Consider the following 24,745-nt stretch of genomic DNA (forward strand, 5'->3'; position numbering starts at 1 on the left):
CTCTGCAAGCGCAGCGACCTCTCCCGCAAGGGCCCGCAAGGAGAGGTGCGCCGAGCACGCCGCGAGCCCAACCCCTCACCAAGACCGGCTGCATTTTCGGGCTTCTGTTCGTATACGAACGGAACTACGCTCCCCTCCGTTGGATCATCCTAAGGGGAGGCGAACGATGCTGGATCGGCGACACGTCTTGGCAATGCTTGGAACGACGGCACTGGCGACGCTCGCGCCAAGTGCGCTGTTCGCGGCCGCGTCGATCAAGCCGGACGACGCATCAGCCCTGCTCGTGATCGACGTGCAGAACTGCTTCCTGCCGGGCGGCAGCCTCGCGGTGAAGGAAGGCGAGCAGGTGGTGCCCGTCATCAACAGAATCGCGAAGGCGTTTTCCAACGTGGTGATGACACAGGACTGGCACACGCCCGGCCACATTTCGTTTGCGTCGGTTCATTCAGGCAAGAAGCCGTTCGAGACCATCGACCTGCCCTACGGCAAGCAGGTGCTGTGGCCCGACCATTGCGTGCAGGGCACCGATGGCGCTTCGCTGTCGAAGGACCTGTCGATCCCGCACGCCGAGCTCATCATCCGCAAGGGTTTTCACAAGGACGTCGACAGCTACTCGGCCTTCCTCGAAGCCGACGGCAAGACCTCGACGGGGCTTGCCGGCTACCTGAAGGGACGCAAGATCAAGCGCGTCTTCGTTGCAGGGCTCGCGACGGACTTCTGCGTCGCCTGGACCGCGCTCGACGCGCGCAAGGCGGGTTTCGAGGTTTATGTGGTGGAAGACGCCTGCCGCGGCATCGACACCCAGGGCTCGCTGGCAAAGGCCTGGGCCGACATGGCCAAGGCCGGCGTGAAGCGGATTCAGTCTGCGGATATCGCGGTGAGCGCGTAAGATTTACGATCAGTCGTTCCGGTTCGATGCAAAGCATCGAACTCCGGTGCGCAATTGCGCACCGGATTCCGGGTTCGACTCTGCGAGCCGCCCCGGAATGACTCGTCGCTTACCGCTCAGTTCGGCGCGCCGCTCGACTCGTTGTTGTTGTTGGCCGCGGTCGCCGCCTTCGCGCCGCCCTTGGCGACACCGACCAGCGCCGGGCGCAGCACGCGCTCGCCGATTGTGTAGCCGGCCTGCACGACCTGCACCACGGTGCCCGCCGGCACCGAGGCATCGGGCACTTCGAACATCGCCTGCTGGAAGTTCGGGTCGAACTTCTGGCCCTGCGGATCGAATCTCTTCACGCCGTGCTTTTCCAGCGCGTTGAGCAGCGAGCGCTCGGTGAGCTCGACGCCCTCGATCAGCGAGATCAGGCCGGGATCGGCCGCGGCACGGGCTTCGGCCGGAACGGCGTCGAGCGCGCGCTGGAGATTGTCGGCGATGTCGAGCACGTCGCGCGCAAAGCCGGTGATGCCGTAGAGGCGGGCGTCAGCGACCTCCTTGGTGGTCCGCTTGCGCAAATTCTCCATCTCGGCCAGCGTCCGCAGCATGCGGTCCCGCGCCTCGGCGGCCTCCTTCTGCAACGTCTCGACCGAGCCGGGCTCGGGATCGTCGGGCATGATGTAGGGTTTTGACACCACGGGCTCGCCGGTCGCTGCAGTCGTGTCTTCGGGTTGCCGGTCTTGCTCGGTCATCGGCTCTATTCTCGAACTCGTTTCCAGGGATTGTTGGCCCGGATATCGTGCCTGAGGCCACGAAAATCAAGCGCCCGTGATCGGCGGAAACGCCGGTCAGCCCCCCAGCAGGCGGCTGACGATACGGGCGGCGTAGTCCACGGTCGGGATCACGCGGGCATAATTCAGCCGCGTCGGGCCGATCACGCCGAGAACGCCGACGATGTGGCCGGCGGCATCCCGATAGGGCGCGATGATGGTGGAGGACCCCGACAGGGAAAACAGCTTGTTCTCACTGCCGATGAAGATGCGTACGCCCTCGGCGGTTTCGGCCCGGCCGAGCAGGTCGATGACGCCCCGCTTGGTCTCGAGGTCGTCGAACAACAGGCGCACCCGCTCCAGATCCTCCAGCGCATGCAGATCTTCGAGCAGATTGGCATGGCCACGAACGATGAGCTGGCGGTCCTCGTTCTCGCCGCCGGACCAGCTGGCAATGCCGGCCGAGATCACCTTTTGCGTCAGCTGATCGAGCTCGGCGCGGGCCTCGGCGAGCGCGGTTTCGAGCTCGAGCCGCGCCTCGGCCAGCGTGCGGCCGCGGATTCGCGCATTGAGGAAATTGCCAGCCTCGATCAGAGCCGAGGAGGGAACTCCGGGCGGCAGCGTCAGCACGCGGTTTTCGACCTGGCCGTCCTCGCCGACCAGAATCACCAGCGCCCTCTCCGGTTCCAGGCGGACGAATTCGATGTGCTTGAGCCGCGCATTGGATTTTGGTGTCAACACGACAGCGGCGGCCCGGGTCAGGCCGGAGAGCCGCATCAGGGCCTGGTCCAGCGCCGCCTCGACCGACTGCGCCTCGCCGACGGAGGAGAGCTGGCTCTGGATCGACTGCCGCTCGGCCTCATTGAGGTCGCCGACCTGCATCAGGGCATCGACGAAGAAGCGTAAGCCTAGTTCCGTCGGCAGCCGGCCCGCCGAAGTGTGCGGGGCATAGATCAGGCCGAGCTGTTCCAGATCGGCCATGACGTTGCGGACCGAGGCCGGTGACAGCGGCATCGCGATCAGGCGCGAAATATTGCGCGAGCCCACCGGCTCACCGGTCGCGAGATAGCTTTCGACAATTTGACGAAAGATGTCGCGGGAACGCTCGTTGAGCTGGGCGAGGCCTGCGCGCGGCGCGATCAGATGGATCGGATCGTGATGGGCCACAGACGGTAACTCCTCTCAGATGCTCATAATTTGTCCATCCAGGGCGGTTCTGACAAGCGGGGCGTTTGCGGCCTCGAAGGCGAGGGGTGAAAAAACCTTGCCGCCCACCCCTGCCCCACCTACAAGCACCGCGAACAGCCTTTTCCCGTGAGTTTTGGAGGATTTCCCATGCGGCCAAGCCGCCGTGCGCCCGACGAATTGCGCCCCGTGACGCTGGAGCGTGGCGTGGTCAAATATGCGGAAGGCTCGTGCCTGGTGAAATTCGGCGACACCCATGTGCTGGTCACCGCCACGCTCGAGGACCGCCTGCCGCCCTGGCTGAAGGGCCAGGGGCGCGGCTGGGTCACCGCCGAATACGGCATGCTGCCGCGCGCGACCTCGGAACGGACCCGCCGCGAGGCCTCAGTCGGCAAGCAGAGCGGCCGCACCGTCGAGATCCAGCGCCTGATCGGCCGCTCGCTTCGCACCATCATCAATCTCGAAGCGCTCGGCGAACGCCAGATCACGGTCGATTGCGACGTGCTCCAGGCCGACGGCGGCACGCGCACGGCCTCGATCACCGGCGCCTGGGTCGCGCTCGCCGATTGCGTCAACTGGATGAAGGCGCGCAACATGGTGAAGGCCAACGTGCTGCGCGACAACGTCGCCGCGATCTCCTGCGGCATCTACAACGGCACGCCGGTGCTCGATCTCGACTATGCCGAGGATTCCGAGGCCGAGACCGACGCCAATTTCGTCATGACCGGCGATGGCCGCATCATCGAGGTGCAGGGCACCGCGGAACGCGAGCCGTTCACCGAAACCGAGTTCCTGGCGTTGATGGCGCTGGCGCGCAAGGGCGTCGCGCGTCTGGTGGACTTGCAGAAACTGGCCGTGGCGTAGTCAATAGGCCATGCACCGCCGAATCACGGACAAGCTCGTCATCGCCACCCACAATCCCGGCAAGCTCGCCGAGATGAAGGAGCTGCTTGCGCCGTATGGGATCGAGGCGGTGTCGGCCGGTGAACTCGGTCTGGACGAGCCCGAGGAAACCGGAAACGACTTCCGTAGCAATGCCGCGATCAAGGCGAGCGCCGCGGCGAGGACGACCAAGCTTCCTGCTTTCGCCGACGATTCCGGTATCGTCGTCGACGCGCTCGACGGCGCGCCCGGCATTTTCTCGGCGCGCTGGGCCGGCCCAAACAAGGATTTCGCGGCGGCGATGGCGCAGATCGAGCGGCTGTTGCAGGAGCGCGGCGCCACCACGCCCGACCGCCGAAGAGCGCATTTCGTCTCCGCGCTCTGCGTTGCCTGGCCCGACGATCATCTCGAACAGGTCGAGGCGCGCGTCGACGGTACGCTGGTCTGGCCGCCGCGCGGGAATGCCGGCTTCGGCTACGATCCCATGTTTCTGCCCGATGGCCACAGCCGTACCTTCGGCGAGATGGAAAGCGTCGAGAAGCACGGCCTGCCACCGCTCGGCCTCGGCCTGTCGCATCGCGCCCGCGCCTTCGTGAAACTGGCGGAGATCTGCCTTGAGCCGCGCTAAGGAAGCCTTTGGCGTCTACGTGCACTGGCCGTTCTGCCTGTCGAAATGTCCCTATTGCGACTTCAACAGCCATGTCCGCCACGCCGCGATCGACGAGGCGCGCTTCGCCTCCGCCTTCGGACGTGAGATCGAAACGACCGCAGGGCGTGCGCCGGGCCGCGAGGTGACCTCGATCTTCCTCGGCGGCGGCACGCCGTCGCTGATGCAGCCTGCAACCGTCGGCGCGGTGCTCGATGCGATCGGCAAGCATTGGACCGTCGCCGGCGACGTCGAGGTCACGCTGGAGGCGAATCCGACCAGCGTCGAAGCCACGCGCTTTGCCGGCTATCGCGCTGCCGGCGTCAACCGCGTCTCGCTCGGCGTGCAGGCACTCGATGACGCCTCGCTGAAGGCGCTCGGCCGCATGCACAGCGCCCGCGAGGCGCTCGATGCCGTCGCCATCGCGCGCCGCTCGTTCGATCGCTATTCGTTCGACCTGATCTACGCTCGCCCCGACCAGACGCCGGCGATGTGGGCCGACGAACTGCGGCACGCCATTGATGAAGCGGCCGAGCATCTGTCGCTCTATCAATTGACGATCGAGGAAGGCACGCCGTTCTTCGGCCTGCACCAGGCCGGCAAATTGAAGACGCCGGACGAAGCCGCCGCACGCGCGCTCTATGATGTCACGCAGGAGACCTGCGACAAGCTCGGCCTGCCCGCCTACGAGATTTCAAATCACGCGCGGCGCGGCGCCGAGTGCCGGCACAATCTGGTGTACTGGCGTGGCGAGGAATATGCCGGCATCGGCCCCGGCGCGCATGGCCGCCTCGACATCGACGGCATCAGGCACGCCACCGCCACCGAGAAGCGTCCCGAGGCCTGGCTGATGCGGGTCGAAACCAACGGCGATGGCATCGTCACCGACGAGCTGCTCAACAGCGAGGAACGCGCCGACGAATTCCTGCTGATGGGATTGCGTCTCGCCGAAGGCATCGACCCCGAGCGTTACAGGGCACTCTCTGGCCGCCCGCTCGATCCCCGCCGCATCGCGCTCCTGCGCGAGGAGGGCGCCATCACGGTCGATGCAACGGGACGGCTGCGCGTGACCAGCAGCGGATTTCCGGTGCTGGACGCCGTGGTAGCGGATCTGGCGGCCTGAGCTCTCTCCCCGTCGTCGTCCCGGACGACGGCGGAGAACCGGCTACGCCCCAAAACTCTTCGGCGAGCCCGCGACCGCAACGCCGCCGCCTTGCGTCACCTTCATCACTGCGAGCCCACGCTCATTCGTGCCGTCGGCGCGGAAGCGGAACAGGCCGTCGATGCCGGCGAAGCCAGAAGGATTCGTGAGCACATCGGAGGAGAAGCGTTGGCCGCCCTGCGTGCGCGCGAGCGCGGCGACGAGGGCGACCGCGTCATAGGCGAGCGTGGCGGTTCGCACCGGCTCGCCGCCATATTTGGTGCGGTAGCGGCCGGAGAAGGCGCGGAAGCCGGCCGGGTCGGGCGCGGCATAGAGGCCGCCTTGCAACGCCGCGCTGGCATAGACGCGCGGATTGTCCCACAAGCCGGTGCCGAGCAGCTGGATGTTGCGCAGGTTCGCGCCCGCCGCGGTCATGGCATCTGCCACCGACACGACGGCATCGCCATCATCGGCGATGAACAGCGCATCCGCGCTGCCGAGTTGCGGCGCCACGGTGCGCGCCGGCGTGGCGCGATCGGCGCCGTACTTCTCGAAGGCGACGATGCGTCCGCCGCGCCGCGGCACGGCCGCCTTCACGGCGGCCTCGACGACATTGCCATAGGCATTGTCGGGTACCAGCACGGCCACGGAGCGCTTTCCGATGCTGGCGGAATATTCGACGATGCGGTTGACGTCGGACTCCGGCAAGAACGAGAGCAGATAGACGCCGCGTCCGGCGATGCTGGAATCGGTCGAGAAGGCGAGGACGGAAATGCCGCGCGTGCGCGCGACCTGTGCCACCGCCGGCACCGACTGCGCGAACAGCGGCCCGAGAATGATCTCGGCGCCTTCGTCGACCGCCTGCTGCGCGCCGGCCTGTGCGCCTTGCGGGCTGCCATTGTCGTCCTTGATCAGCAGCTGGATATTCGGGTTCTGGAACTCGGCCAGCGCCATCTCGGCGGCATTGCGCATGGATTGCGCGGCGAGGCCCGCATTGCCGGCGGCCGAGAGCGGCAAGATCAGACCGACCTTCACGCCGCCGGTGCCGGCGGTCGTCGCCTGCTGCTGGGGACCCGCCGGCTGGGCCGGCGGTGTGGAGCTTGAGAACGGGTTGGAGAACTGGCTGAGACTTTGCTGCACGCCGGCGCAGGCCGACAGCACAGGCGCACCGAGCAACAGGCCAAGCGCACTCCGGCGGGTCGCTCCCGACAATCGGGACCCCGGAATGGGAGACTTTGGATGACGCGGGCCCACCATGGCAGCTTCTCTTCTGACCGGCCGGCGCCGGCCGGTCATGACATTGCTTCCGCGGCACAAGCCCGCGGATTCAGGCATATTGTCGGCAAATGGTTAACCAAAACAAAAGGATAACAACCGCTTAACACGGCCGCCTCCCCGTCCCGGCAGCTGTTCGCCATCACTCATTCAGCATCAAGGCGGCGTTTCCGTCGTGAATATGGCGCAAGCGCCCTGATTACCTCTCAACGTGATCCACATTCCCGTCCGTTCCCCGCCCCTCACCTCCGCACGATCTTTTTCCGCCAGCCGGTTCCCAGCCCTGCGGATCGTGCCTAAGTTGACCTCATTATGCGCGCAAAGCCGGCCCCGATAAATACGCCTGAAGCTCAAGACGCCGCCATGCGCGGCTTCTCCATCGATGCCCATCGGTTTGCCGCGCCGAAGGTCGCGCCGGGCCTCCATCTGGTGGCGACACCAATCGGCAATCTCGGCGACATCACCCTGCGGGCGCTTCAGACGCTCGCCGGCGTCGATGTCATCGCCTGCGAGGACACCCGCATCACGCGCCGCCTGACCGAACGCTATGCGATTGCGGCGCAGCTCAAGCCCTATCACGAGCACAATGCGGAAGCGGCGCGCCCGAAGATTCTTGAAGTGCTGGCGCAAGGCGGCTCGGTCGCTCTGGTGTCGGATGCCGGCACGCCATTGATCTCCGACCCCGGCTTCAAGCTGGTGCGCGAGGTCTGCGCTGCGGGCCATCCGGTGTATGCGCTGCCCGGCCCATCCTCGGTGCTGGCAGCTCTATCGGTCGCTGCATTGCCGACCGATCGCTTCTTCTTCGAGGGTTTCTTGCCGGCGAAATCGGCAGCGCGCCGCGCACGCCTGGCCGAGCTTGCGCGCATCGACGCGACGCTGGTGATGTTCGAATCGGGCAATCGCATGCAGGCCACATTGACCGATCTCGCCGAAATCATGGGTGAACGAGAGGCCGCGGTCTGCCGCGAGCTGACCAAGTTGCACGAGGAGGTCAGGCGTGCCCCCCTCGCCGAGTTCGCGCGGCAAGCCGACGCGCCGGAGACGCGCGGCGAATTCGTTCTCGTGATCGGTCCGCCTGCAGCCGACGCCGACGTGCTGGCATCGGATGCGCTCGACGGTCTCTTGCGCGAGCAGCTTGCCGCCAACAGCGTCAAGGATGCCGTGGCGCATGCGGTGGCACTGTCGGGCCGGCCGCGCCGCGAGGTCTATGCCCGCGCGCTCGAGCTCGCAAAGGACCTGCGAGGCGGCGATGGCGAAGACTGACCCTCCGGCGGAACCGAAGGTCGCCTCGCCCGAGCGCGTCGCCGCGTTCCGCACCGGCATCTCCGCGGAGAGCCGCGCCGCCGCATACCTCATGGCCAAGGGTTATCGCATCCTCGCCAAACGCTACCGCACCCCGTATGGCGAGATCGACATCGTGGCGCGCCGCCGCAATTTGATCGCATTCGTCGAGGTCAAGGCGCGGGCGAGCCTGGATGAGGCTGCTTTCGCCGTGACGCCGCGCCAGCAGCAGCGCATCATCGATGCGGCGCAAGGCTGGCTCGTAGCGCATCCCGAGCATGCTGAATTCGAATTGCGATTCGACGCCATGCTGATTGCGCCGCGCTCGCTTCCGCGCCATGTGTTGGCGGCATTCGACGCCTCGACCTGAAAGGCAGATCATGAAACTGAACGTCGCCGTCCAGATGGATCCCATCGCCCGCATCAACATCAAGGGCGATTCCACCTTTGCGCTGCTGCTGGAGGCGCAGCGGCGCGGCCATGGCCTGTCTTATTACACGCCCGACAAGCTCTCCATGGTCGGCGAAGAGCTGGTCGCTCCGGTTCAGCTCCTGACCGTGCGCGACGAGCCCGGCAACCACTTTACCTTGGGCGAGCCCAAGCGCGAAGCGCTGAACGGTTTTGACGTGGTGCTGCTGCGCCAGGACCCGCCGTTCGACCTCGCCTACATCACCTCGACGCATTTCCTGGAGCGCATCCATCCGAAGACGCTGGTCGTCAACGATCCTGCCTCCGTGCGCAACGCGCCGGAAAAGCTGTTCGTGATGGATTTTCCGCAGCTGATGCCGCCGACGCTGATCTCGCGCGACCTGGATGAGATCAACGCGTTTCGCGACAGGCACGGCGCCGTCGTGATGAAGCCGCTGCACGGTCACGGCGGCGCGGCCGTGTTCCGCGTGATGCCGCAGGACATGAATTTCGGCTCGCTGTTCGACATGTTCTCGGTCACATTCAAGGAGCCTTGGGTGATCCAGCAGTTCATCCCCGAGGTGAAGCACGGCGACAAGCGCATCATCCTCGTCAACGGCGAGTTCGCCGGCGCGGTGAATCGCGTGCCGGCCACCGACGACCTGCGCTCCAACATGGTGCGCGGCGGCGCGGCGCAGGAGACCGAGCTCACCCCGCGCGAGCGCGAGATCTGCGCCACCCTCGGCCCGGCGCTGCGCGAGCGCGGCCTTTTGTTCGTCGGCATCGACGTCATCAACGGCAACCTCACCGAGATCAACGTCACCTCGCCGACCGGCATCCGCGCCATCTCGCGGCTCGGCGGCCCTGATGTCGCGGCGAAGATCTGGGACGTGATCGAGCAGAAGCGGAAGAAGTAGCTTCCGCGCACGCTGCTGCGAGAGCGTATGATCTCTCTCCAACGCCGTCCCGGACAAGCGCAGCGAAGCGGAGCGCCGATCCGGTTCCATTCCCACAGGACGTGGTGTGGCGAAAACTCGCCGTTGGTACTTCTATCTTTTACAGCCGAGATATCACGCGGTATGGGTCCCGGCGTTCGCCGGGACGACACCGATGTTGTGGTGCCTTGCTGCCGTCTCGCCGGTACAATCACGCGGCTTCAGGCAGGCCCTTTCACTAACCACCCGTTCACCATGACGCCCCGCGTCTCATCCAAATGCGCGCGTCGGGATGCGTGAATCTACGGAGCCGCGTGGCCTCAGATAACGCGACGTTCACCATCTGCCGAAAACCAGCATCGCTGGCCGGCGATCGCGTTCGGCCTCGCAACACCCCTTATACTTTTACTCCCTACTCATCGACGCGGGGGAACACGCCAGGTGCGGTTCGAGTGCCCCGCGTAAGAGTAGAAGCGTATGAATACCGCACGCATCGTCGTTCTCGTCATCGCTCTCGGCGCCGGCGGCGTCGCTGCGTATCTGGCGAGCGGCTATCAGAATGCACCCGCGCCCGCCCTGCCGGCCGCCGAGAAGCTGCCGACGGTCGAGGTCCTTGTCGCGAAGAGCGACATCCAGCTCGGCCAAGCCGTCAAGCCCGACGACCTGCAATGGCAGGCCTGGCCGGCGGCGACTGCGAGCAGCGCCTTCATTCGCCGCGACAGCCGGCCCGAGGCGCAGATCCAGATCGCCGGCTCGATCGCGCGCGTGCCCTTGATGCAGGGCGAGCCGATCCGCGAGCAGAAGCTGGTCAAGGCCGAAGGCTCCGGCTTCATGGCCGCGATCCTGCCCTCCGGGATGCGCGCCGTCTCCACCGAGATTTCAGCCGAAACCGGGGCCGGCGGCTTCATCCTTCCGAATGATCGCGTCGACATCGTCCTGACCCGCCGCCTGAAGAATCCCGACGGTAACACCAACGGTCCGACCGGCGGCAACGATCTCGTCCTGTCCGAGGTCATTCTGACCAACATCCGCGTGCTCGCGATCGACCAGGCGCCGAAGGAGAAGGACGGCCAGAACGCCGTGATCGGCAAGACCGTCACGCTCGAGCTCCGGCCCGACCAGGTCGCCACGCTCTCGGCCGCACGCCAGGGCGGCACTCTGACACTCGCATTGCGCAGCATCGTCGATGCCAACGCGGTCGACGGCACACCCGAGGACCAGGCGATCAAGCGCCCGGGCGGCGTGAACGTGATCCGTTATGGCGTGCCGGCACGGCAACTGACGTCACAGAGGTGATGGGGACAGCATGAACTACGGGGGTGATCGGACCGGCCTGCGCATTCGGGGGAAGCGCGCGCGCGCGCTCCTGGCGGGGACGATATTGATTCTGGGGCTCGCGGCCCCCGGCGTGCTCAGTGCTGCGGACGCGCCGGTCGGCGACCAGGAGCCGATGCAGGCGTCGGATCTCGGCGTGTCGTCGGTGGCGACGATCGCACTGGCGCGGACGCGCTTTCTGTCGCTCGGCATCGGCAAGTCCGTCGTCATCGACCTGCCGCGCGAGGTCAAGGACGTGCTGGTGGCCGACCCCAAGATCGCCAATGCGGTGATCCGCTCGGCCCAGCGCGCCTATATCATCGGTGGCCAGGTCGGCCAGACCAACGTCGTGTTCTTCGCCGCCGACGGCCAGCAGGTCGCCTCCTACGACATCGCGGTGAAGCGCGACCTCAACGGCATGCGCGCCGCTCTGCGCCAGTCGCTGCCGGGCGTCCAGATCGAAGGCGTCGGCGACAGCGTGATGCTGACCGGCTCGGTGTCGAGCCCGGTCGAGGCTCAGCAGGCCGGCGACGTCGCCGCAAAGCTCGTCGGCGGCTCGGACAAGGTCGTCAACAACATCGTGGTGCGCGGCCGCGATCAGGTGATGCTCAAGGTCGTGGTCGGCGAGGTCCGCCGCGATATCGTCAAGCAGCTCGGCGTCGATCTCAGCGCCAGCCTGAACGCCGGCACCGCCGTGGTGAATTTCAACAATTCCAACCCGTTCTCGGTCTCCGGCGGGCCGATCGTCGGCAGCAATGGGCTCGGCGTCTCCGGGCTCGCCAAGGGCGTTGCCACCGTCAACGCCACCATGCGGGCGATGGAGAGCGCCGGTGTCATGCGCACGCTGGCCGAACCGAGCCTGACCGCGATCTCGGGCGAATCCGCCACTTTCGTCGCCGGCGGCGAATTCCCGATCCCCGGGGGCTATGCCTGCGATCCGGTCACTCACGTCTGCACCACCCAGGTCACCTACAAGAAGTTCGGCATCTCCCTGAACTTCACGCCGGTCGTGCTCAGCGAAGGCCGTATCAGCCTGCGCGTGATGACGGAGGTCTCGGAGCTGTCGAACACCAACTCGATCACGTTGACGCAGGCCGTGTCCTCGTTCGCGAACAACTCGATCACCATTCCATCGATCCAGACCCGCCGCGCCGAGACCACGCTGGAAATTCCCTCGGGCGGTTCGATGGCGATGGCCGGCTTGATCCAGCAACAGACCAAGCAGGCGATCAACGGGCTGCCTGGTGTCGACCAGGTGCCGATCATCGGCGCGCTGTTCCGCAGCCAGGACTTCGTCAACAACGAGACCGAGCTGATGGTGATCGTGACGCCCTATGTGGTGCGCGCGGTCGCTCAGAAGGAATTGTCGCGGCCCGACGACGGCTTCGCGCCGGCCTCGGACGCGCAGAGGGCGCTGCTCGGCCGGGTCAATCGCCTCTACGGCATCGCGACCCGTGTCGATCCGGTCGCCGGCACGCCCGGTGATTTCGGCTTCATCATCGACTGAGACGAACGGTTTGGGGACCGGGGCGCGAAACGGGGGCAAAGGGGACCAGGCGATGACGACAACATCAGCCGATCGACGTCGCAATTTGCGGATCACGCTGGCACTGACGGGGCTCTCCGTCATGCTCGGCGCCTGCAACACCACGGAGATCGTCACCCAGACGGTGCCGACCGATTATCGCCAGCGCCACCCGATCGCGGTGCAGGAAGGCAAGAAGTCGATCGTGATCTTCGTCGGCAAGGCGCGCGGCGGCCTCTCGGCTGCACAGCATGTGGACGTCGCGGGCATCGCGCGGGACTGGGTGCGCGAGGGCACCGGCTCCGTCGTCGTCGACGTGCCCGCCGACACCGCCAATTCGCGCGCGGCTGCTGCGACCTATCAGGAGATCCGCTCCGTGCTCACGTCCGGCGGCGTGCCCTCGCGCGCCATCGTCCAGCATCCCTACCGTCCTGAGGATCCCGGGCTGCTGCCGACCATTCGCCTGAGTTATTCGAAGATCGCGGCCGTCGCCGGGCCGTGCGGGCTGTGGCCGGAAGACGTCGGCCCCTCCATCCTCGACCCCGGCTACAACGAGAACCGGCCTTATTTCAATCTGGGCTGCGCCAGCCAGCGCAATCTCGCCGCGATGATCGACAACCCGGCCGACCTCGAGCAGCCGCGCGCCGAGACACCCGCCTATACCGCACGGCGCGACATCGCCTTCGACCGTTACCGCAAGGGCACGCCGATCGCGACGCCCTCGCCCGAATCCGACAAGGCCAAACTCAGCGATACCGGCAAATGACACGGCTTGACGAAGAAGACGCGGACGATCCGCTGCACCCCGACGAACATATCGCGCCGGTTCCTCGCATTTCGGTGCAAGCCTTTTGCGAGACCGAGCAGACGCTCAAGGCAGTGACCGCGGCGGGCCAGGATCGCCGGCTCGCCAAGGCCCACCTCACCGCCAAGGACGGTGGCCTCGCTGCAGCGATCGAAGCCTATGAATCGATGCCGACACCGAACGTGATCGTCATCGAGTCCGACGGCACGCGCGACATCCTGGAGGGACTCGACGACCTCGCCGGCGTCTGCGATCCCGGCACCCGCGTGGTCGTGATCGGCAGCCCCAATGACACCGCGCCCTATCGCGAGCTGGTGCGCCGCGGCGTCAACGACTACGTGGTCGGACCGGTCGAAACCCTCGACGTGGTCCGCTCGATCTGCAGCCTGTTCTCGGCGTCCGAGGCCATCATCACCGGCCGCGTCATCGCGGTGGTCGGCGCCAAGGGCGGCGTCGGCGCGTCCACCGTCGCGCATAATCTGGCCTGGACCATCGCGCGAGACCTTTCGCTCGATTCCGTCGTGATCGATCTCGACCTCGCCTTCGGCACGGCGGGTCTCGACTACAACCAGGACCCGGTGCAGGGCATCGCCAACGCGGTGCTGTCGCAGGACCGGCCGGACACGGCGCTGATGGAGCGCCTGCTCGCCAAATGCACCGATCGCCTCAGCCTGCTGGCGGCGCCCGCCACGCTCGACCGCGTCTACGATTTCGGTGCCGAAGCTTTTGACGCGGTGTTCGACACGTTGCGCATGACCACGCCGTGCATCGTGCTCGACGTTCCCCATCAATGGTCCGGCTGGACGCGACGCGCGCTGGTGAACGCCGACGATATCGTCATCGTGGCCGAGCCCGATCTCGCCAACTTGCGCAACACCAAGAACATGCTGACCGTTCTGAAGACAGCGCGGCCGAACGACCGGCCGCCGCTGTACTGCCTCAACCAGGTCGGCATGCACCGGCGCGCGGAGATCGAGGTCAAGGCGTTCGCCAAGACCATGGAGAGCCAGCCGATCGCGGTGATCCCGTTCGATTCGAAACTGTTCTCGACCGCGGCCAACAACGGCCAGATGATCGCGGAGGTCTCCAAGACCCACCGCACCACCCTCCTGTTCCAGAACATGGCGAACCGCCTCGCCGGCCGCGGCGACGTGAAGAAGCCGAAGCGCTCGCTGCTCGAGCCGCTGTTGAAGAAGCTGAAGGGCAGGTCAGGGCGCGGCTCGGCCCCGCATCGCAAGGCGTCGTAGGGTACATCAGAGGGGCGGATTACTTGTCCGCCCGCTGCTGCTTCTTTGCCAGCAGCTGCTTCAGCGCCGCGACCTTGGCCGCTGCCTGGTCCGGCGGCAAATCTGCCTTCACGAGGATTTCGGCCTCGGCCTCGCGCCCCTGCAATCCCAGCACGAGGGCCAGATTGGCGCGGACCCGCGCATCGTTCTGATTGCGCTGATAAGCGCGGCCGAGCACCTGTTCGGCCTTCGACAGATTGTTTTGCAGCATATAGGACAATCCGAGATTGGACAGCACGGTCGGCTCGTTCGGCACGATCTTCAACGCCGCGGCGTAATATTGCTGGGCTTCCTCGTTGCGGCCGAGCTGATCGAGCACCGCGCCCTGCGCCGACAGAATGCGCCAATCGGGATCCTCCGGCGAATGCGCCCGGCCGAGAACGTCGAAGGCCTGCTGGAAATTGCCGTTGTCGGCGAGTGCGCGGCCATAGCCGGCGAGCAGCGCCTTGTTGCCGGGATGGGCGAGCACGGCCTGCTCGAGCACCGCGACCGCCTGCGCGCGCTGGCCGCTGTCGCGCAGCGCCTTGCCGTATTCGATCGCGATTGCGGGATCGCTGGGCTTGGCACGATAACGCTCGCGAAGTGCGTCCATCTCCGGCCTGGCGTCGGCCTTGCTGTCGGCCTCAGCGATGGACGCCTGCTTGCCGCCGAGCGCACCGGTGACGTCCTCGATGCCGGTGGTCTGACAGCCGCCGAGGGCAAGGATCAGTACGGCGGAACACAGATATCTCGCCGGGGGAAAAGCGAGGAACGAACGCTTGGACATACTCTGATCACTCGGCAACTGATCAGAGATGCTTACCCATTAACGCTAAAGTCCCGTTAAGGAGGCGCGCCTGTTGAGGTTCAGTCGACGAATTCGGCACCGAATTCGCAGCCGATGCGCCAGCGCAGGCGGCATTGGCGGGAATAATCAGGCGCGAAGATGATGGTGAATTGCGGCGGCACTTCCAGGAATTCCGCCACCACTTTCACGCCGCCATCCGAAATATCCGTGATCGTGCAATCCCGCGGCAGCGAGCCCGCCCCAAGATGGATCTTGGCGAGCCGGCTGCACACCCGACGTTCGCTTCTCCGGCGATTTACCAGCATCTTGCTTCTTCACTTGTTAGATCACGGCCCATCCCGCGAGCCCAGGAGTAGCGGACATTCGTTGGAATGTGCTGAGGACGGAAACCGGCATTCGAGACGTAGTCTCAGCGTCGCGTTTACGACTGATTAGGACTTGCGCGGGCTCTGAGCATTGTTCCTGTATTGTTCTTGCGAAAACGGCCGCCCTCTGCTACCCCTAATTGTAGGAAAGGGCAGGCTGGTTCGGGCATGGTTCACGGGTTTCTACCGTCGCCTTTGAGGGGATCGAGGCCCGCGCGGTCGACGTGCAGGTGCAGGTCGCGCCGGGCCTGCCGGCCTTCGCCATCGTCGGCCTTCCGGACAAGGCGGGGTCGGAGGCGCGCGAGCGGGTGCGTTCGGCGCTGCTCGCCTCGGGGCTGGCGCTGCCGGCGCGGCGGATCACCGTCAATCTGGCACCGGCCGACGTCCCGAAGGAAGGCAGCCACTACGACCTGCCGATCGCGCTCGGGCTGATGGCGGCGATCGGGGCGATCCCGCCGGATGCGCTGGCCGGCTTCACCGTGCTCGGCGAGCTCGGCCTCGACGGCTCGATCGCGCCGGTGGCCGGCGTTCTGCCGGCCGCGATCGGCGCCAATATGCGCGAGGAAGGACTGATCTGCCCTGCGTCTTGCGGCTCCGAAGCGGCGTGGGCGAGCCCGGACATCCAGATCATTGCGGCTGGCTCGCTCATCCAGATCGCCAACCATTTCAAGGGCACGCAGGTGCTGTCGCGGCCCTCGCCTAGGGTGCATGAGGCCGCCGCCTCCACGCTCGATCTGCGCGACATCAAGGGCCAGGAGAGCGCCAAGCGCGCGCTGGAGATCGCGGCCGCTGGCGGGCATCATCTGCTCATGATCGGCGCGCCCGGCGCCGGCAAATCGATGCTGGCCGCGCGCCTGCCCTCGATCCTGCCGCCGCTGTCGCCGGGCGAGCTGCTCGAAGTCTCGATGATTGCGTCCGTCGCCGGCGAGATCGAGGGCGGCGCACTGACGGCGCGGCGCCCGTTCCGCTCGCCGCATCATTCGGCCAGCATGGCCGCGCTCACCGGCGGCGGCGCGCGCGCCAAGCCCGGCGAGATCTCGCTGGCGCATCAGGGCGTGCTGTTCGCCGACGAGCTGCCGGAGTTCGATCCGCGCGTGCTGGATTCACTGCGCCAGCCGCTGGAGAACGGCGAGGTCGCGGTGTCGCGTGCCAATCACCGCGTCACCTACCCTGCCCGCTTCATGCTGGTCGCGGCGATGAATCCCTGCCGCTGCGGCAATGCGTTCGAGCCCGGCTATGCCTGCAAGCGGGGGCGCATCGACCGCTGCACCGGCGATTACCAGGCACGCATCTCCGGTCCCCTGATGGACCGCATCGATCTGCGCATCGAGGTGCCGGCGGTGACCGCCGCCGACCTGATCCTGCCACCGCCCGCGGAGGGCTCTGCCGAGGTCGCCGCGCGCGTTGCGGCGGCGCGCGACATCCAGCTCGCGCGCTATGCGGATGCAGGCTTGCCCCATGTCCGCACCAATGCCGAGGCGCCAGCCTCGGTACTGGAGGAGATCGCGAAGCCGGACGCGCAGGGCCAGAAGCTGTTGAGGGATGCCGCCGAGACCATGCGCCTGTCGGCGCGCGGCTATCACCGCGTGCTGCGGGTGGCGCGCACGCTGGCCGACCTAGACCATGCCGACAAGATCGGCCGGCTGCACCTCGCCGAAGCGCTCTCCTACCGCGCACTCGCGGAGGATGTGCGGCAGATCGCGTAAGCGCCGCGCGCGTCAACCCGGCGGTAACGAGTTTCCTTTACGCTCTGCAAACCATAAGGCCCAACGAGTTCTCCCCAGGGCCCGGCGAGTAGAGCGTCATGTTGCGTTTCAAGGTCCTGGCCTCGGTTGTTCCTGTATTGGCGGCTGCGGTGTTCGCCCGCACCGAGATCGGATCGGTTTCGCATCCCTGCATCGCGCTGGGCGAAACATCGGTCGAGCTCACCTCCCTATTCTGGACCGCCGGCGTGCATGTCGCCTTCACCGATGATCCTGCGCGGGCCACGGTGCGGGTCCAGATCACCGACGATGCGGGCGCTGCGGATTTCGCCGTGGTCGACGACGGCCTCGGCGACGAGCCGGACTCCTGCCAGGCCAATCCGTCGACGCGCCTTGTCTCGATTGCCGCGCAGCCGGTCGATGGCGGCCAGGTGATCTATCTCTCCGGCGAAGGACCTGCGGATTACCGCATCTATGTGCGCTCTAAGACGTTCTCGCAGCGCGAGGCGGCGGCGCTGATCGTCGGCGCCCGCGGCGGCCAGCGCCATTTCCAGGCCGCCTCGCTCTGAACCGTTAAGGCCCCGTCAACCCTGTTTGGAGGCAGCGCCGAAGCATCAAGCTGTTCGCAAGGTCGGCAGGCCATCGTCGCTCGCGGCAGCGGGGTTTCAGGCAAGGGTCGGAGGCGATGGGTCGGACGTTCCGGATCAAGGTGCGCATGCGCCGCTTCAGGCGGCAGCATCCCAGGGTCGCCTTCGCAATCCGCTCCTTCATGATCTTCTCGGCGACCTTCGGCGGCGCCTATGGTTTCGTGACCGGCAGCCGGGCCGAGAATTCCGGCTACGATCCGCACGCCTTTGCGATCGGTGCGAGCTTCCTGTTCGCGCTCGCCTGCCTCGGCCTTGCGACGCTGAGCATGCGCCTGCGTTTCGTCAACAAGCGGCTGCGGACGCTCGCAGCCCACAACGAAGCGCTGATCGACCGCAATTGGGAGCTGAAGGAAGCGGAAGAACGCGCCCGCAGCCTGTTCGAGCAGCAGGGCGACCTCATCGTGCTGCGCGACACGAGCGGCCGCATCACCTTTGCCAACGAGGCCTATTGCGCACTCGCAGGACAGACGCGCAGCGCGCTGGTCGGCACGCGCTTCGACTTCGACGTGCTGGAGCAGGGCGAAAGCGCCCGCGAGAGCAACGGCACGCGCATCCACGACCAGAAGATTGCAACCCCGATTGGCGCGCGCTGGATCGCCTGGCGCGAGGGCTATGTCCGCGTCGACGCCGGACAACCCGCCGAATTGCAGAGCGTGGGCCGCGACGTCACCGATCGCACTGAGACCGAACGCGCCCTCTCCGACGCACGTGATCAGGCCGATGCCGCCAACCGCGCCAAATCGCGCTTCCTCGCGATGGCCTCGCACGAGATCCGCACGCCGCTGAACGGCATCATCGGCATGGGCGGCCTCCTGCTCGACACCACGCTGACGCCGGAGCAGGCGACCTATGCCAGGGCGGTGAAGACCTCGGGCGAAGCCTTGATGGCGCTGATCGAGGAGCTGCTCGACTATTCCAAGATCGAGGCCGGCAAGCTCGATCTCGATCAGCGTCCCTTCGCGCTCTCGACCCTGGTCGAGGAGATCACCGAGCTGCTCGCGCCGCGCGCGCAGGCGAAGGCGCTCGAGATCGCCGCCTATGTCGACGAGCGCTTGCCGCTCGAGGTGGTCGGCGACGCCGCACGGCTGCGCCAGGTGCTGCTGAACCTCGCCGGCAACGCCATCAAGTTCACAAGCAAGGGCGGCGTCGCGCTGATCGTCGAGCCCGGCATCTGGCCGAACGAGATCAGCTTCCTGGTCCGCGATACCGGCATCGGCATTGCCGCCGAAGCACAGCAGCGCATCTTCCGCGAGTTCGAGCAGGCCGACGAGCGCGTCGCCCGCACCTATGGCGGCACCGGGCTCGGCCTTGCCATCAGCGAGCGAATCGTCAAGCGCATGGACGGCCGGATCACGCTCACGAGCGAGCCGGGCAAGGGCTCGACCTTCGAGGTCGCGGTGCCGCTTCCGCCGTCGCAAGCCGGCGCCGGACAGACGCAGTTTCCGAGCCCCGATCTCACCGGTAAGTCGATGCTCCTCGTCGCCGACGGCATCGAAGCCTCGTTGATCGCGCGGCGCCTCGAGCGCTGGGGCGGCCAGACCTGCATGGTTGCCGACGCGGCCGTCGCCGAAGCATTGCTGCCGGAACGCTCGTGGCACGCGGTGCTGATCGATCGCGCGATCGGTCCCGCCGTCGCCGACCATCTCGGTGACGCAGCCCGCGCGCATGCATTGCAGCGCCTCGTGCTGCTGACGTCGAGCTCGCGCCACGAGAAGCTGTCGCCGGCCTTCACCGGCTTTCTGGTGAAGCCGCTGCGCGCGGCCTCGCTCGCCGCACGCCTCGCCCGGACGCCGGAGGTCGCTTCTCCCGATCTCGCGCCGGAGCCGCCGGCTGCATCCGCCGGCACAGCACCATCGAAAGGCCTCTCGATCCTCGTCGCCGAAGACAATGAGATCAACGCGCTGTTGATGCACTCGCTGCTGACGAAACTCGGCCACCGCGTCGTCATCGCCGTCCACGGCGAGGCCGCGCTGGAATCCTGGCTCGCTGCCTCATCCGCCGGCACGCCCTACGATCTCGTGCTGATGGACATCCAGATGCCGCAGCTCGACGGCATCGAAGCGACCAAGCGCATCCGCGCACATGAGGCGGCCAGCGGCAGCCACCACACGCCGATCCTGGCGCTCACCGCCAACGCGCTGGTGGAAGATCGCTATGCCTGCTTCGAGGCGGGCATGAACGGGTTTCTGATCAAGCCGCTCGACCGCGAGAAACTGGAAGAGGCGCTGGCCGGGTTGGCCGCATCCCGACATCTGGCCGTCCCTAACCTCACGAGAACCTGAGTTCAGCCGGCAATAGGCAATTGGCAATTGAAGTCGATCGCGCTGCGCATCACCATCCTCGGCGCATCTGCAATAGAGGATTTGCGCATGAACGCGCTTGAGCCGCGCGTCCCTGGCTCGCACCAGCGATGGCGCGGGGCAGGTCGGGGGCAGAGCGGACCTTGGGGCCGACTGGCGGGACGATCCACTCTTCGGCACGAGCAAGAAAACGCGGCGCCGCGCGCTTGCCCGGCGGCGCTTGGGTGCTCTTGAAAACGGTGTCCGCCTGAGCCGCGCGCTTGCAATGCGGGCACAAGAAGAGATGCGCGATGATCGGGGTCGGCTCGTCTGCGAGCAGTTCCGAGCGGAACCACTTCATCTCGATGTGGCAGTCCGGACAGATCGGTGCTTCCAGCTGCTCCGCAGCGCTTCTGAGACGATCAACCATGGTGTGCCCTCGCGTTTTCGAAGGCCATAACCCAATACCCCTCGTTGGTCCGCAACAAAAGACCCTCAGCTTCTAAATTCGTCTAAGGCGACGCTCACCGGCGCGATTACAGCCGCCGCAGCGCCACGCTCTCCACCGTGTGGTCGGCGCCCTTCTTGAGGATCAGCGTCGCGCGGGGGCGGGTTGGCAGGATGTTGTCCTCGAGATTGGCGAGGTTGGTGCGTTCCCAGATCGCAATCGCAGTGGCGGTGGCTTCCTCATCCGACAGCAGCGCGTAGCGGTTGAAGTAGGATTTTGGATCGGTGAATGCGGTGTCGCGCAAGGCCAGGAAGCGCTTGATGTACCATTGCCGCAGCGCCGCTTCCTCGGCGTCGATGTAGACCGAGAAATCGAAGAAGTCGGAAACGACGGGCACCGCCTTGCCGTCGCGCGGCAGCTTGCCGGTTTGCAGCACGTTGACGCCCTCGACGATCAGGATGTCGGGCTGGTCGATCTCGGCCCACTGGTTCGGCACGATATCGTAGGTCAGATGCGAATAGACCGGCGCGCGCACATGGCGACGGCCGGCCTTGATGTCGGAGAGGAAGCTGAGCAGCAGCGGCAGATCGTAGCTCTCCGGAAAACCTTTCTTCTGCATCATGCCGTGCCGCTCGAGCACCGCGTTGGGATAGAGAAATCCGTCAGTGGTGATCAGCTCGACTTTCGGCCGCGGCGACCAGCGCGCCAGCAGCGCCTGGAGCACGCGTGCCGTGGTGGATTTCCCGACCGCAACCGAGCCGGCGACGCCGATGATATAGGGCACCTTGCGATCCCTGATGTTGAGGAACTGGCGCTCCGCGTAATACAGCCGCTGCGTCGCATCGACGTAGATCGACAAGAGGCGCGACAGCGGAAGATAAATGTCCTCGACCTCCTGCAGGTCGAGGCGATCGTGCAGCGAGCGCAGCCGGTCGAACTCGCCCGGCTCCAGCGTCATCGGCGTATCGTCCCGCAGGCGCGCCCACTGCTCGCGCGTATAGACGCGGTACGGATTATACTGCTGCTCGGGTGCGCGGATATCCATGACGTCGTCTTCCCGTTGCGATCTATTCGCCCTTGCCTAGCCGCCCTTGCGCGACGCCTTCTCTTCCAACCCTGACATGTTCGTCCGCTTGTCCAGCGCGGCTTCGACCTCCTCCAGCTTTACGCCGCGGGACTTGAGCAAGACAAGGAAATGATAGAGCAGGTCGGCACTCTCGGCGATCAGATGCGCGCGATCGTTTTCGACTGCAGCGATTACGGTTTCGACTGCTTCCTCACCGAACTTCTTGGCGCAATGCTCGGCGCCCTTGTCGAGGAGCTTGCGGGTATAGGAGGCCTCGCCCCCGGAAGCCGCGCGGGCGTCGATGGTCTCGGCCAGATCATGGATCGTGAAACGCGGCATCGGACTTACTCGGAAACACGCTTGGCAATACATTTGGCCACGGCGGCCATTCCCGTCCGCCAATGTAGCATTGTTATGAACCGGAGTCGTCAGGCATCCAGGCGCATCGGCAGCCCACGCCGCGCCATGTGCTCCTTGGCTTCGCGAATGGTGAATTCCCCGAAGTGGAAGATCGAGGCAGCCAGCACAGCCGTGGCGTGCCCGTCGCGGATGCCGTCGACGAGATGGTCGAGATTGCCGACGCCACCCGAGGCGATCACGGGAACGGGAACGCTGTCGGCGATCGCGCGGGTCAGCGGAATGTCGAAACCTTGCCTGGTGCCGTCGCGGTCCATCGAGGTGAGCAGGATTTCACCGGCGCCGAGCGCGACCACTTCCTGGGCATATTCGATGGCATCGATACCGGTGGAGTTGCGGCCGCCATGGGTGAAGATCTCCCAGCGGTCGCCACCAGGGCGCTTGACGCGCTTGGCATCGATCGCAACCACCACACACTGTTCGCCGAATTTTTCGGCGGCTTCCTTGACGAACTCCCGCCGCGCCACCGCGGCGCTGTTGATCGAGACCTTGTCGGCGCCGGCGCGCAGCAGCGTCTTGATGTCGTTCACCTCGCGCACCCCGCCACCGACGGTGACAGGCATGAAGCAGGCCTCCGCCGTGCGCCGGACCACGTCCAGCATGATGCCGCGGTTCTCATGGGTCGCGGTGATGTCGAGGAAGGTCAGCTCGTCGGCGCCGGCGGCATCATAGGCGATCGCGGCCTCGACGGGATCGCCGGCATCGCGCAGATCGACGAAGTTGACACCCTTGACGACGCGGCCGTCCTTGACGTCGAGGCAGGGGATCACGCGCACCTTGAACATGGGTCAGCTCCTACGCGCGCGCATTGCGGATCAAGGTGAGGGCGGCGGCGGGATCGAGCCGGCCGTCATAGAGCGCACGGCCCGCGATCGCCCCGGCGAGCTTTCTCGCACGCGGCGTCAGCATCGCCTTGACGTCCTCGATCGAGGCGAGACCGCCGGAGGCGATCACAGGGATCGAGATGGCATCGGCCAGCGCGATCGTCGCGTCGAGGTTCAGGCCCTTGAGCAGGCCGTCGCGCGCGATGTCGGTGAAGATGATCGCAGCAACGCCGGCATCCTCGAAGCGCTTGGCGATCTCCAGCACGGTCACCTGCGAGGTCTCGGCCCAGCCTTCGACCGCGACCTTGCCGTCGCGGGCATCGAGGCCCACGGCCACGCGGCCGGGGAATTTCTTCGCCGCTGACTTCACCAGCTCGGGATCGCGCACCGCGGCGGTGCCGATGATGACGCGGCTGATGCCCTTGTCGAGCCAAGCCTCGACGGTGGCGAGATCGCGGATGCCGCCGCCGAGCTGCACCGGGATTTTGATCGTCCTCAGCATCGCCACGACGGCCTCAGCATTCACCGGCTTGCCGGCGAACGCCCCATCGAGGTCGACGACGTGGAGATATTCAAAACCCTGCTCGGCAAAGCTCTGCGCCTGGGCTGCGGGATTGAGATTGAAAACGGTCGCGCGCGCCATGTCGCCTTGCTCGAGGCGCACGCATTGGCCGTTCTTGAGGTCGATCGCGGGAAAGAGGATCACGGCTTCCATCGCAAGAAGTTCGAGATCAGAGCCAGGCCGAAACGCTGGCTCTTCTCGGGGTGGAATTGGGTACCGATGGCGGTGTCCTTCGCGACGATCGCGGTGACAGGCCCGCCGTAATCGGCGCGCGCGAGCACGTCCGCCTCATTGGCGGCGTTGAGGTGGTAGGAGTGCACGAAATAAGCGTGCTGGCCCTTGGGGCCGAGCGGCAGCTTGTTCAGCACCGGATGCTCCCTGAGCACCTCGAGCGTATTCCAGCCCATGTGCGGGATCTTCAGGCTTTCATCGCGCGGCGTGATCTTCTCGACGTCGCCGCCGATCCAGTTCAGGCCCTCGGTGATGACGTGCTCCTTGCCGCGGCTCGCCATCAGCTGCATGCCGACGCAGATGCCGAAGAACGGCCGCGCCTTGACGCGCACCGCTTCGGTGATCGCCTCGACCATGCCGTTGACGGCATCAAGGCCGCGCCGGCAATCAGCGAAGGCGCCGACGCCTGGGAGCACCAGGCGGTCAGCCTCGTAGGCCTGGTCCGGATCGCTGGTGACGAAGACCTTTTGCGGGCTCTCCAGACTGCGCGCAGCGCGCTCGAACGCTTTGGCGGCGGAATGCAGATTGCCGGAACCGTAATCGATGATGGCGACGCTCATCTTGACCGTCCCGGTTCTGGAAACAATCCAATGATGCCGCCGGCCGGAAGCGGCGGCGGGTTCGAGAATTGCTGACCCGGCACGCCGCGGGTCGGCGGCGGGCCGCCGCGATCGACGGCCCATTGATCGTTGACGATGCCGTGCTGCTTCTGGCTCCAGCGCTCGAAGAAGCGACGCTCGGCGGTGTCACGGTCCTCGGCGACGACGATGTCGAGCTGCCGCCACTTGCCGCGCGATAGCGTCCAGCGCCGCAGGCTGGGAGCCTCAAGCCCCGTCAACAGCGCGACGACGATGTCGGCGAAGAAGATCGAGCTCCGGCCGAGACCCAGGCTGGAGAGGCCTGCATGGAATGCCGCCATGAAAATCAGCCAGCCGATGAGCACCAGCCACAGCCGATTCCACAGCAGCCAGAACGGGCCGAAGATCATCGCCCAGAAATGGAAGCCGTCGCGCACGAAGACGAATTTGTCCGCCGCGCGCAGATCGGCCCCGCCTGGGGTGGGAGCATGAACTGTGTAGACAGGCATGG

General features: G+C 66.1%; 26 protein-coding genes. 14 read left to right on the plus strand and 12 right to left on the minus strand.

Translation table 11 applies throughout. The features are described 5' to 3' along the window. Window positions 1-166 precede the first annotated feature (166 nt). Window positions 167-889, plus strand: coding sequence for a bifunctional nicotinamidase/pyrazinamidase (gene pncA, locus BRAD3257_RS00760; RefSeq protein WP_122400225.1), 723 nt, complete (start codon window positions 167-169; stop codon window positions 887-889). A gap of 116 nt (window positions 890-1,005) precedes the next feature. On the opposite strand, the gene grpE is transcribed toward pncA, so the two are convergent. Both grpE and hrcA read right to left on the minus strand, forming a co-directional pair. Continuing rightward, on the minus strand, window positions 1,006-1,626 hold the full coding sequence (gene grpE, locus BRAD3257_RS00765; protein ID WP_122400226.1) for a nucleotide exchange factor GrpE: 621 nt from the start codon (window positions 1,624-1,626) through the stop codon (window positions 1,006-1,008). Between the two features lie 96 nt (window positions 1,627-1,722). After that, complete coding sequence (gene hrcA / locus BRAD3257_RS00770) at window positions 1,723-2,811, minus strand: heat-inducible transcriptional repressor HrcA (RefSeq protein WP_122400227.1); 1,089 nt, start codon at window positions 2,809-2,811, stop codon at window positions 1,723-1,725. A 168-nt stretch (window positions 2,812-2,979) separates the two neighbouring features. Here hrcA and rph point away from each other — a divergent pair, with 168 nt between their 5' ends. The 3 genes from rph to hemW are packed head-to-tail and all read left to right on the plus strand — an operon-like array spanning window position 2,980 to window position 5,480. Further along, complete coding sequence (gene rph, locus BRAD3257_RS00775) at window positions 2,980-3,693, plus strand: ribonuclease PH (RefSeq protein WP_122400228.1); 714 nt, start codon at window positions 2,980-2,982, stop codon at window positions 3,691-3,693. A gap of 10 nt (window positions 3,694-3,703) precedes the next feature. After that, entirely contained in the window at window positions 3,704-4,339 is a 636-nt protein-coding gene (gene rdgB / locus BRAD3257_RS00780) for an RdgB/HAM1 family non-canonical purine NTP pyrophosphatase (RefSeq protein WP_122400229.1), read from the plus strand. Further along, complete coding sequence (gene hemW, locus BRAD3257_RS00785) at window positions 4,326-5,480, plus strand: radical SAM family heme chaperone HemW (protein WP_122400230.1); 1,155 nt, start codon at window positions 4,326-4,328, stop codon at window positions 5,478-5,480. The genes rdgB and hemW overlap by 14 nt, the downstream gene beginning before the upstream one ends. A 42-nt stretch (window positions 5,481-5,522) precedes the next feature. Here hemW and BRAD3257_RS00790 read toward each other — a convergent pair whose 3' ends face one another. Beyond that, window positions 5,523-6,755, minus strand: coding sequence for a penicillin-binding protein activator (locus BRAD3257_RS00790; protein ID WP_174221540.1), 1,233 nt, complete (start codon window positions 6,753-6,755; stop codon window positions 5,523-5,525). A gap of 330 nt (window positions 6,756-7,085) precedes the next feature. Between BRAD3257_RS00790 and rsmI the strand changes: the two genes are divergently transcribed. The 7 genes from rsmI to BRAD3257_RS00825 all read left to right on the plus strand — a co-directional run bounded on the left by rsmI (window position 7,086) and on the right by BRAD3257_RS00825 (window position 14,288). Further along, window positions 7,086-8,036 (plus strand): 16S rRNA (cytidine(1402)-2'-O)-methyltransferase, encoded by a 951-nt coding sequence (gene rsmI / locus BRAD3257_RS00795; RefSeq protein WP_122400232.1) that lies wholly within the window; start codon window positions 7,086-7,088, stop codon window positions 8,034-8,036. Next, window positions 8,023-8,424, plus strand: a complete 402-nt coding sequence (locus tag BRAD3257_RS00800; RefSeq protein WP_122400233.1) for a YraN family protein — start codon at window positions 8,023-8,025, stop codon at window positions 8,422-8,424. Before rsmI ends, BRAD3257_RS00800 begins: the two co-directional genes overlap by 14 nt. A 10-nt stretch (window positions 8,425-8,434) precedes the next feature. Beyond that, complete coding sequence (gshB, locus tag BRAD3257_RS00805) at window positions 8,435-9,379, plus strand: glutathione synthase (protein ID WP_122400234.1); 945 nt, start codon at window positions 8,435-8,437, stop codon at window positions 9,377-9,379. Window positions 9,380-9,874: 495 nt separating this feature from the next. Continuing rightward, a complete protein-coding gene (gene cpaB, locus BRAD3257_RS00810) occupies window positions 9,875-10,693 on the plus strand; it encodes a Flp pilus assembly protein CpaB (protein ID WP_122400235.1) in 819 nt (272 codons plus the stop codon). Between the two features lie 10 nt (window positions 10,694-10,703). Next, window positions 10,704-12,218: a type II and III secretion system protein family protein gene (locus BRAD3257_RS00815; RefSeq protein ID WP_122400236.1), complete on the plus strand. Its 1,515-nt coding sequence runs from the start codon at window positions 10,704-10,706 to the stop codon at window positions 12,216-12,218. A gap of 52 nt (window positions 12,219-12,270) precedes the next feature. After that, window positions 12,271-13,002, plus strand: coding sequence for a CpaD family pilus assembly protein (locus BRAD3257_RS00820; protein ID WP_122400237.1), 732 nt, complete (start codon window positions 12,271-12,273; stop codon window positions 13,000-13,002). Then, window positions 12,999-14,288 (plus strand): CpaE/TadZ family protein, encoded by a 1,290-nt coding sequence (locus BRAD3257_RS00825; RefSeq protein ID WP_122400238.1) that lies wholly within the window; start codon window positions 12,999-13,001, stop codon window positions 14,286-14,288. The genes BRAD3257_RS00820 and BRAD3257_RS00825 overlap by 4 nt, the downstream gene beginning before the upstream one ends. Window positions 14,289-14,307: 19 nt before the next feature. On the opposite strand, the gene BRAD3257_RS00830 is transcribed toward BRAD3257_RS00825, so the two are convergent. Next, on the minus strand, window positions 14,308-15,093 hold the full coding sequence (locus BRAD3257_RS00830; protein WP_122400239.1) for a tetratricopeptide repeat protein: 786 nt from the start codon (window positions 15,091-15,093) through the stop codon (window positions 14,308-14,310). 80 nt (window positions 15,094-15,173) lie between these two features. Next, window positions 15,174-15,419, minus strand: a complete 246-nt coding sequence (locus tag BRAD3257_RS00835) for a PilZ domain-containing protein (protein ID WP_122400240.1) — start codon at window positions 15,417-15,419, stop codon at window positions 15,174-15,176. A 263-nt stretch (window positions 15,420-15,682) separates the two neighbouring features. Here BRAD3257_RS00835 and BRAD3257_RS00840 point away from each other — a divergent pair, with 263 nt between their 5' ends. The 3 genes from BRAD3257_RS00840 to BRAD3257_RS00850 all read left to right on the plus strand — a co-directional run bounded on the left by BRAD3257_RS00840 (window position 15,683) and on the right by BRAD3257_RS00850 (window position 20,111). Further along, on the plus strand, window positions 15,683-17,185 hold the full coding sequence (locus BRAD3257_RS00840; protein ID WP_122400241.1) for a YifB family Mg chelatase-like AAA ATPase: 1,503 nt from the start codon (window positions 15,683-15,685) through the stop codon (window positions 17,183-17,185). Window positions 17,186-17,283: 98 nt separating this feature from the next. Further along, window positions 17,284-17,751, plus strand: coding sequence for a hypothetical protein (locus BRAD3257_RS00845; protein ID WP_122400242.1), 468 nt, complete (start codon window positions 17,284-17,286; stop codon window positions 17,749-17,751). A 116-nt stretch (window positions 17,752-17,867) separates the two neighbouring features. Beyond that, window positions 17,868-20,111, plus strand: a complete 2,244-nt coding sequence (locus tag BRAD3257_RS00850) for a PAS domain-containing hybrid sensor histidine kinase/response regulator (protein ID WP_122400243.1) — start codon at window positions 17,868-17,870, stop codon at window positions 20,109-20,111. A gap of 49 nt (window positions 20,112-20,160) precedes the next feature. On the opposite strand, the gene BRAD3257_RS40670 is transcribed toward BRAD3257_RS00850, so the two are convergent. The 7 genes from BRAD3257_RS40670 to BRAD3257_RS00885 all read right to left on the minus strand — a co-directional run bounded on the left by BRAD3257_RS40670 (window position 20,161) and on the right by BRAD3257_RS00885 (window position 24,743). Further along, window positions 20,161-20,538, minus strand: a complete 378-nt coding sequence (locus tag BRAD3257_RS40670) for a cupin domain-containing protein (protein WP_244607846.1) — start codon at window positions 20,536-20,538, stop codon at window positions 20,161-20,163. A 106-nt stretch (window positions 20,539-20,644) separates the two neighbouring features. Continuing rightward, complete coding sequence (coaA, locus tag BRAD3257_RS00860; protein ID WP_122400244.1) at window positions 20,645-21,601, minus strand: type I pantothenate kinase; 957 nt, start codon at window positions 21,599-21,601, stop codon at window positions 20,645-20,647. A 36-nt stretch (window positions 21,602-21,637) separates the two neighbouring features. After that, window positions 21,638-21,961, minus strand: a complete 324-nt coding sequence (locus BRAD3257_RS00865) for a phosphoribosyl-ATP diphosphatase (protein ID WP_122400245.1) — start codon at window positions 21,959-21,961, stop codon at window positions 21,638-21,640. Between the two features lie 89 nt (window positions 21,962-22,050). Further along, complete coding sequence (gene hisF / locus BRAD3257_RS00870; RefSeq protein WP_100233257.1) at window positions 22,051-22,824, minus strand: imidazole glycerol phosphate synthase subunit HisF; 774 nt, start codon at window positions 22,822-22,824, stop codon at window positions 22,051-22,053. Between the two features lie 10 nt (window positions 22,825-22,834). Next, a complete protein-coding gene (gene hisA, locus BRAD3257_RS00875) occupies window positions 22,835-23,569 on the minus strand; it encodes a 1-(5-phosphoribosyl)-5-[(5-phosphoribosylamino)methylideneamino]imidazole-4-carboxamide isomerase (protein ID WP_122406307.1) in 735 nt (244 codons plus the stop codon). After that, a complete protein-coding gene (hisH, locus tag BRAD3257_RS00880; RefSeq protein WP_122400246.1) occupies window positions 23,566-24,216 on the minus strand; it encodes an imidazole glycerol phosphate synthase subunit HisH in 651 nt (216 codons plus the stop codon). The genes hisA and hisH overlap by 4 nt, the downstream gene beginning before the upstream one ends. Then, entirely contained in the window at window positions 24,213-24,743 is a 531-nt protein-coding gene (locus BRAD3257_RS00885; protein ID WP_122400247.1) for a DUF2628 domain-containing protein, read from the minus strand. Before BRAD3257_RS00885 ends, hisH begins: the two co-directional genes overlap by 4 nt. Between the last annotated feature and the right edge of the window lie 2 nt (window positions 24,744-24,745).

This window comes from Bradyrhizobium vignae (genome assembly GCF_900324035.1).
In the GTDB taxonomy this organism is placed as follows: Bacteria; Pseudomonadota; Alphaproteobacteria; order Rhizobiales; family Xanthobacteraceae; genus Bradyrhizobium; species Bradyrhizobium vignae.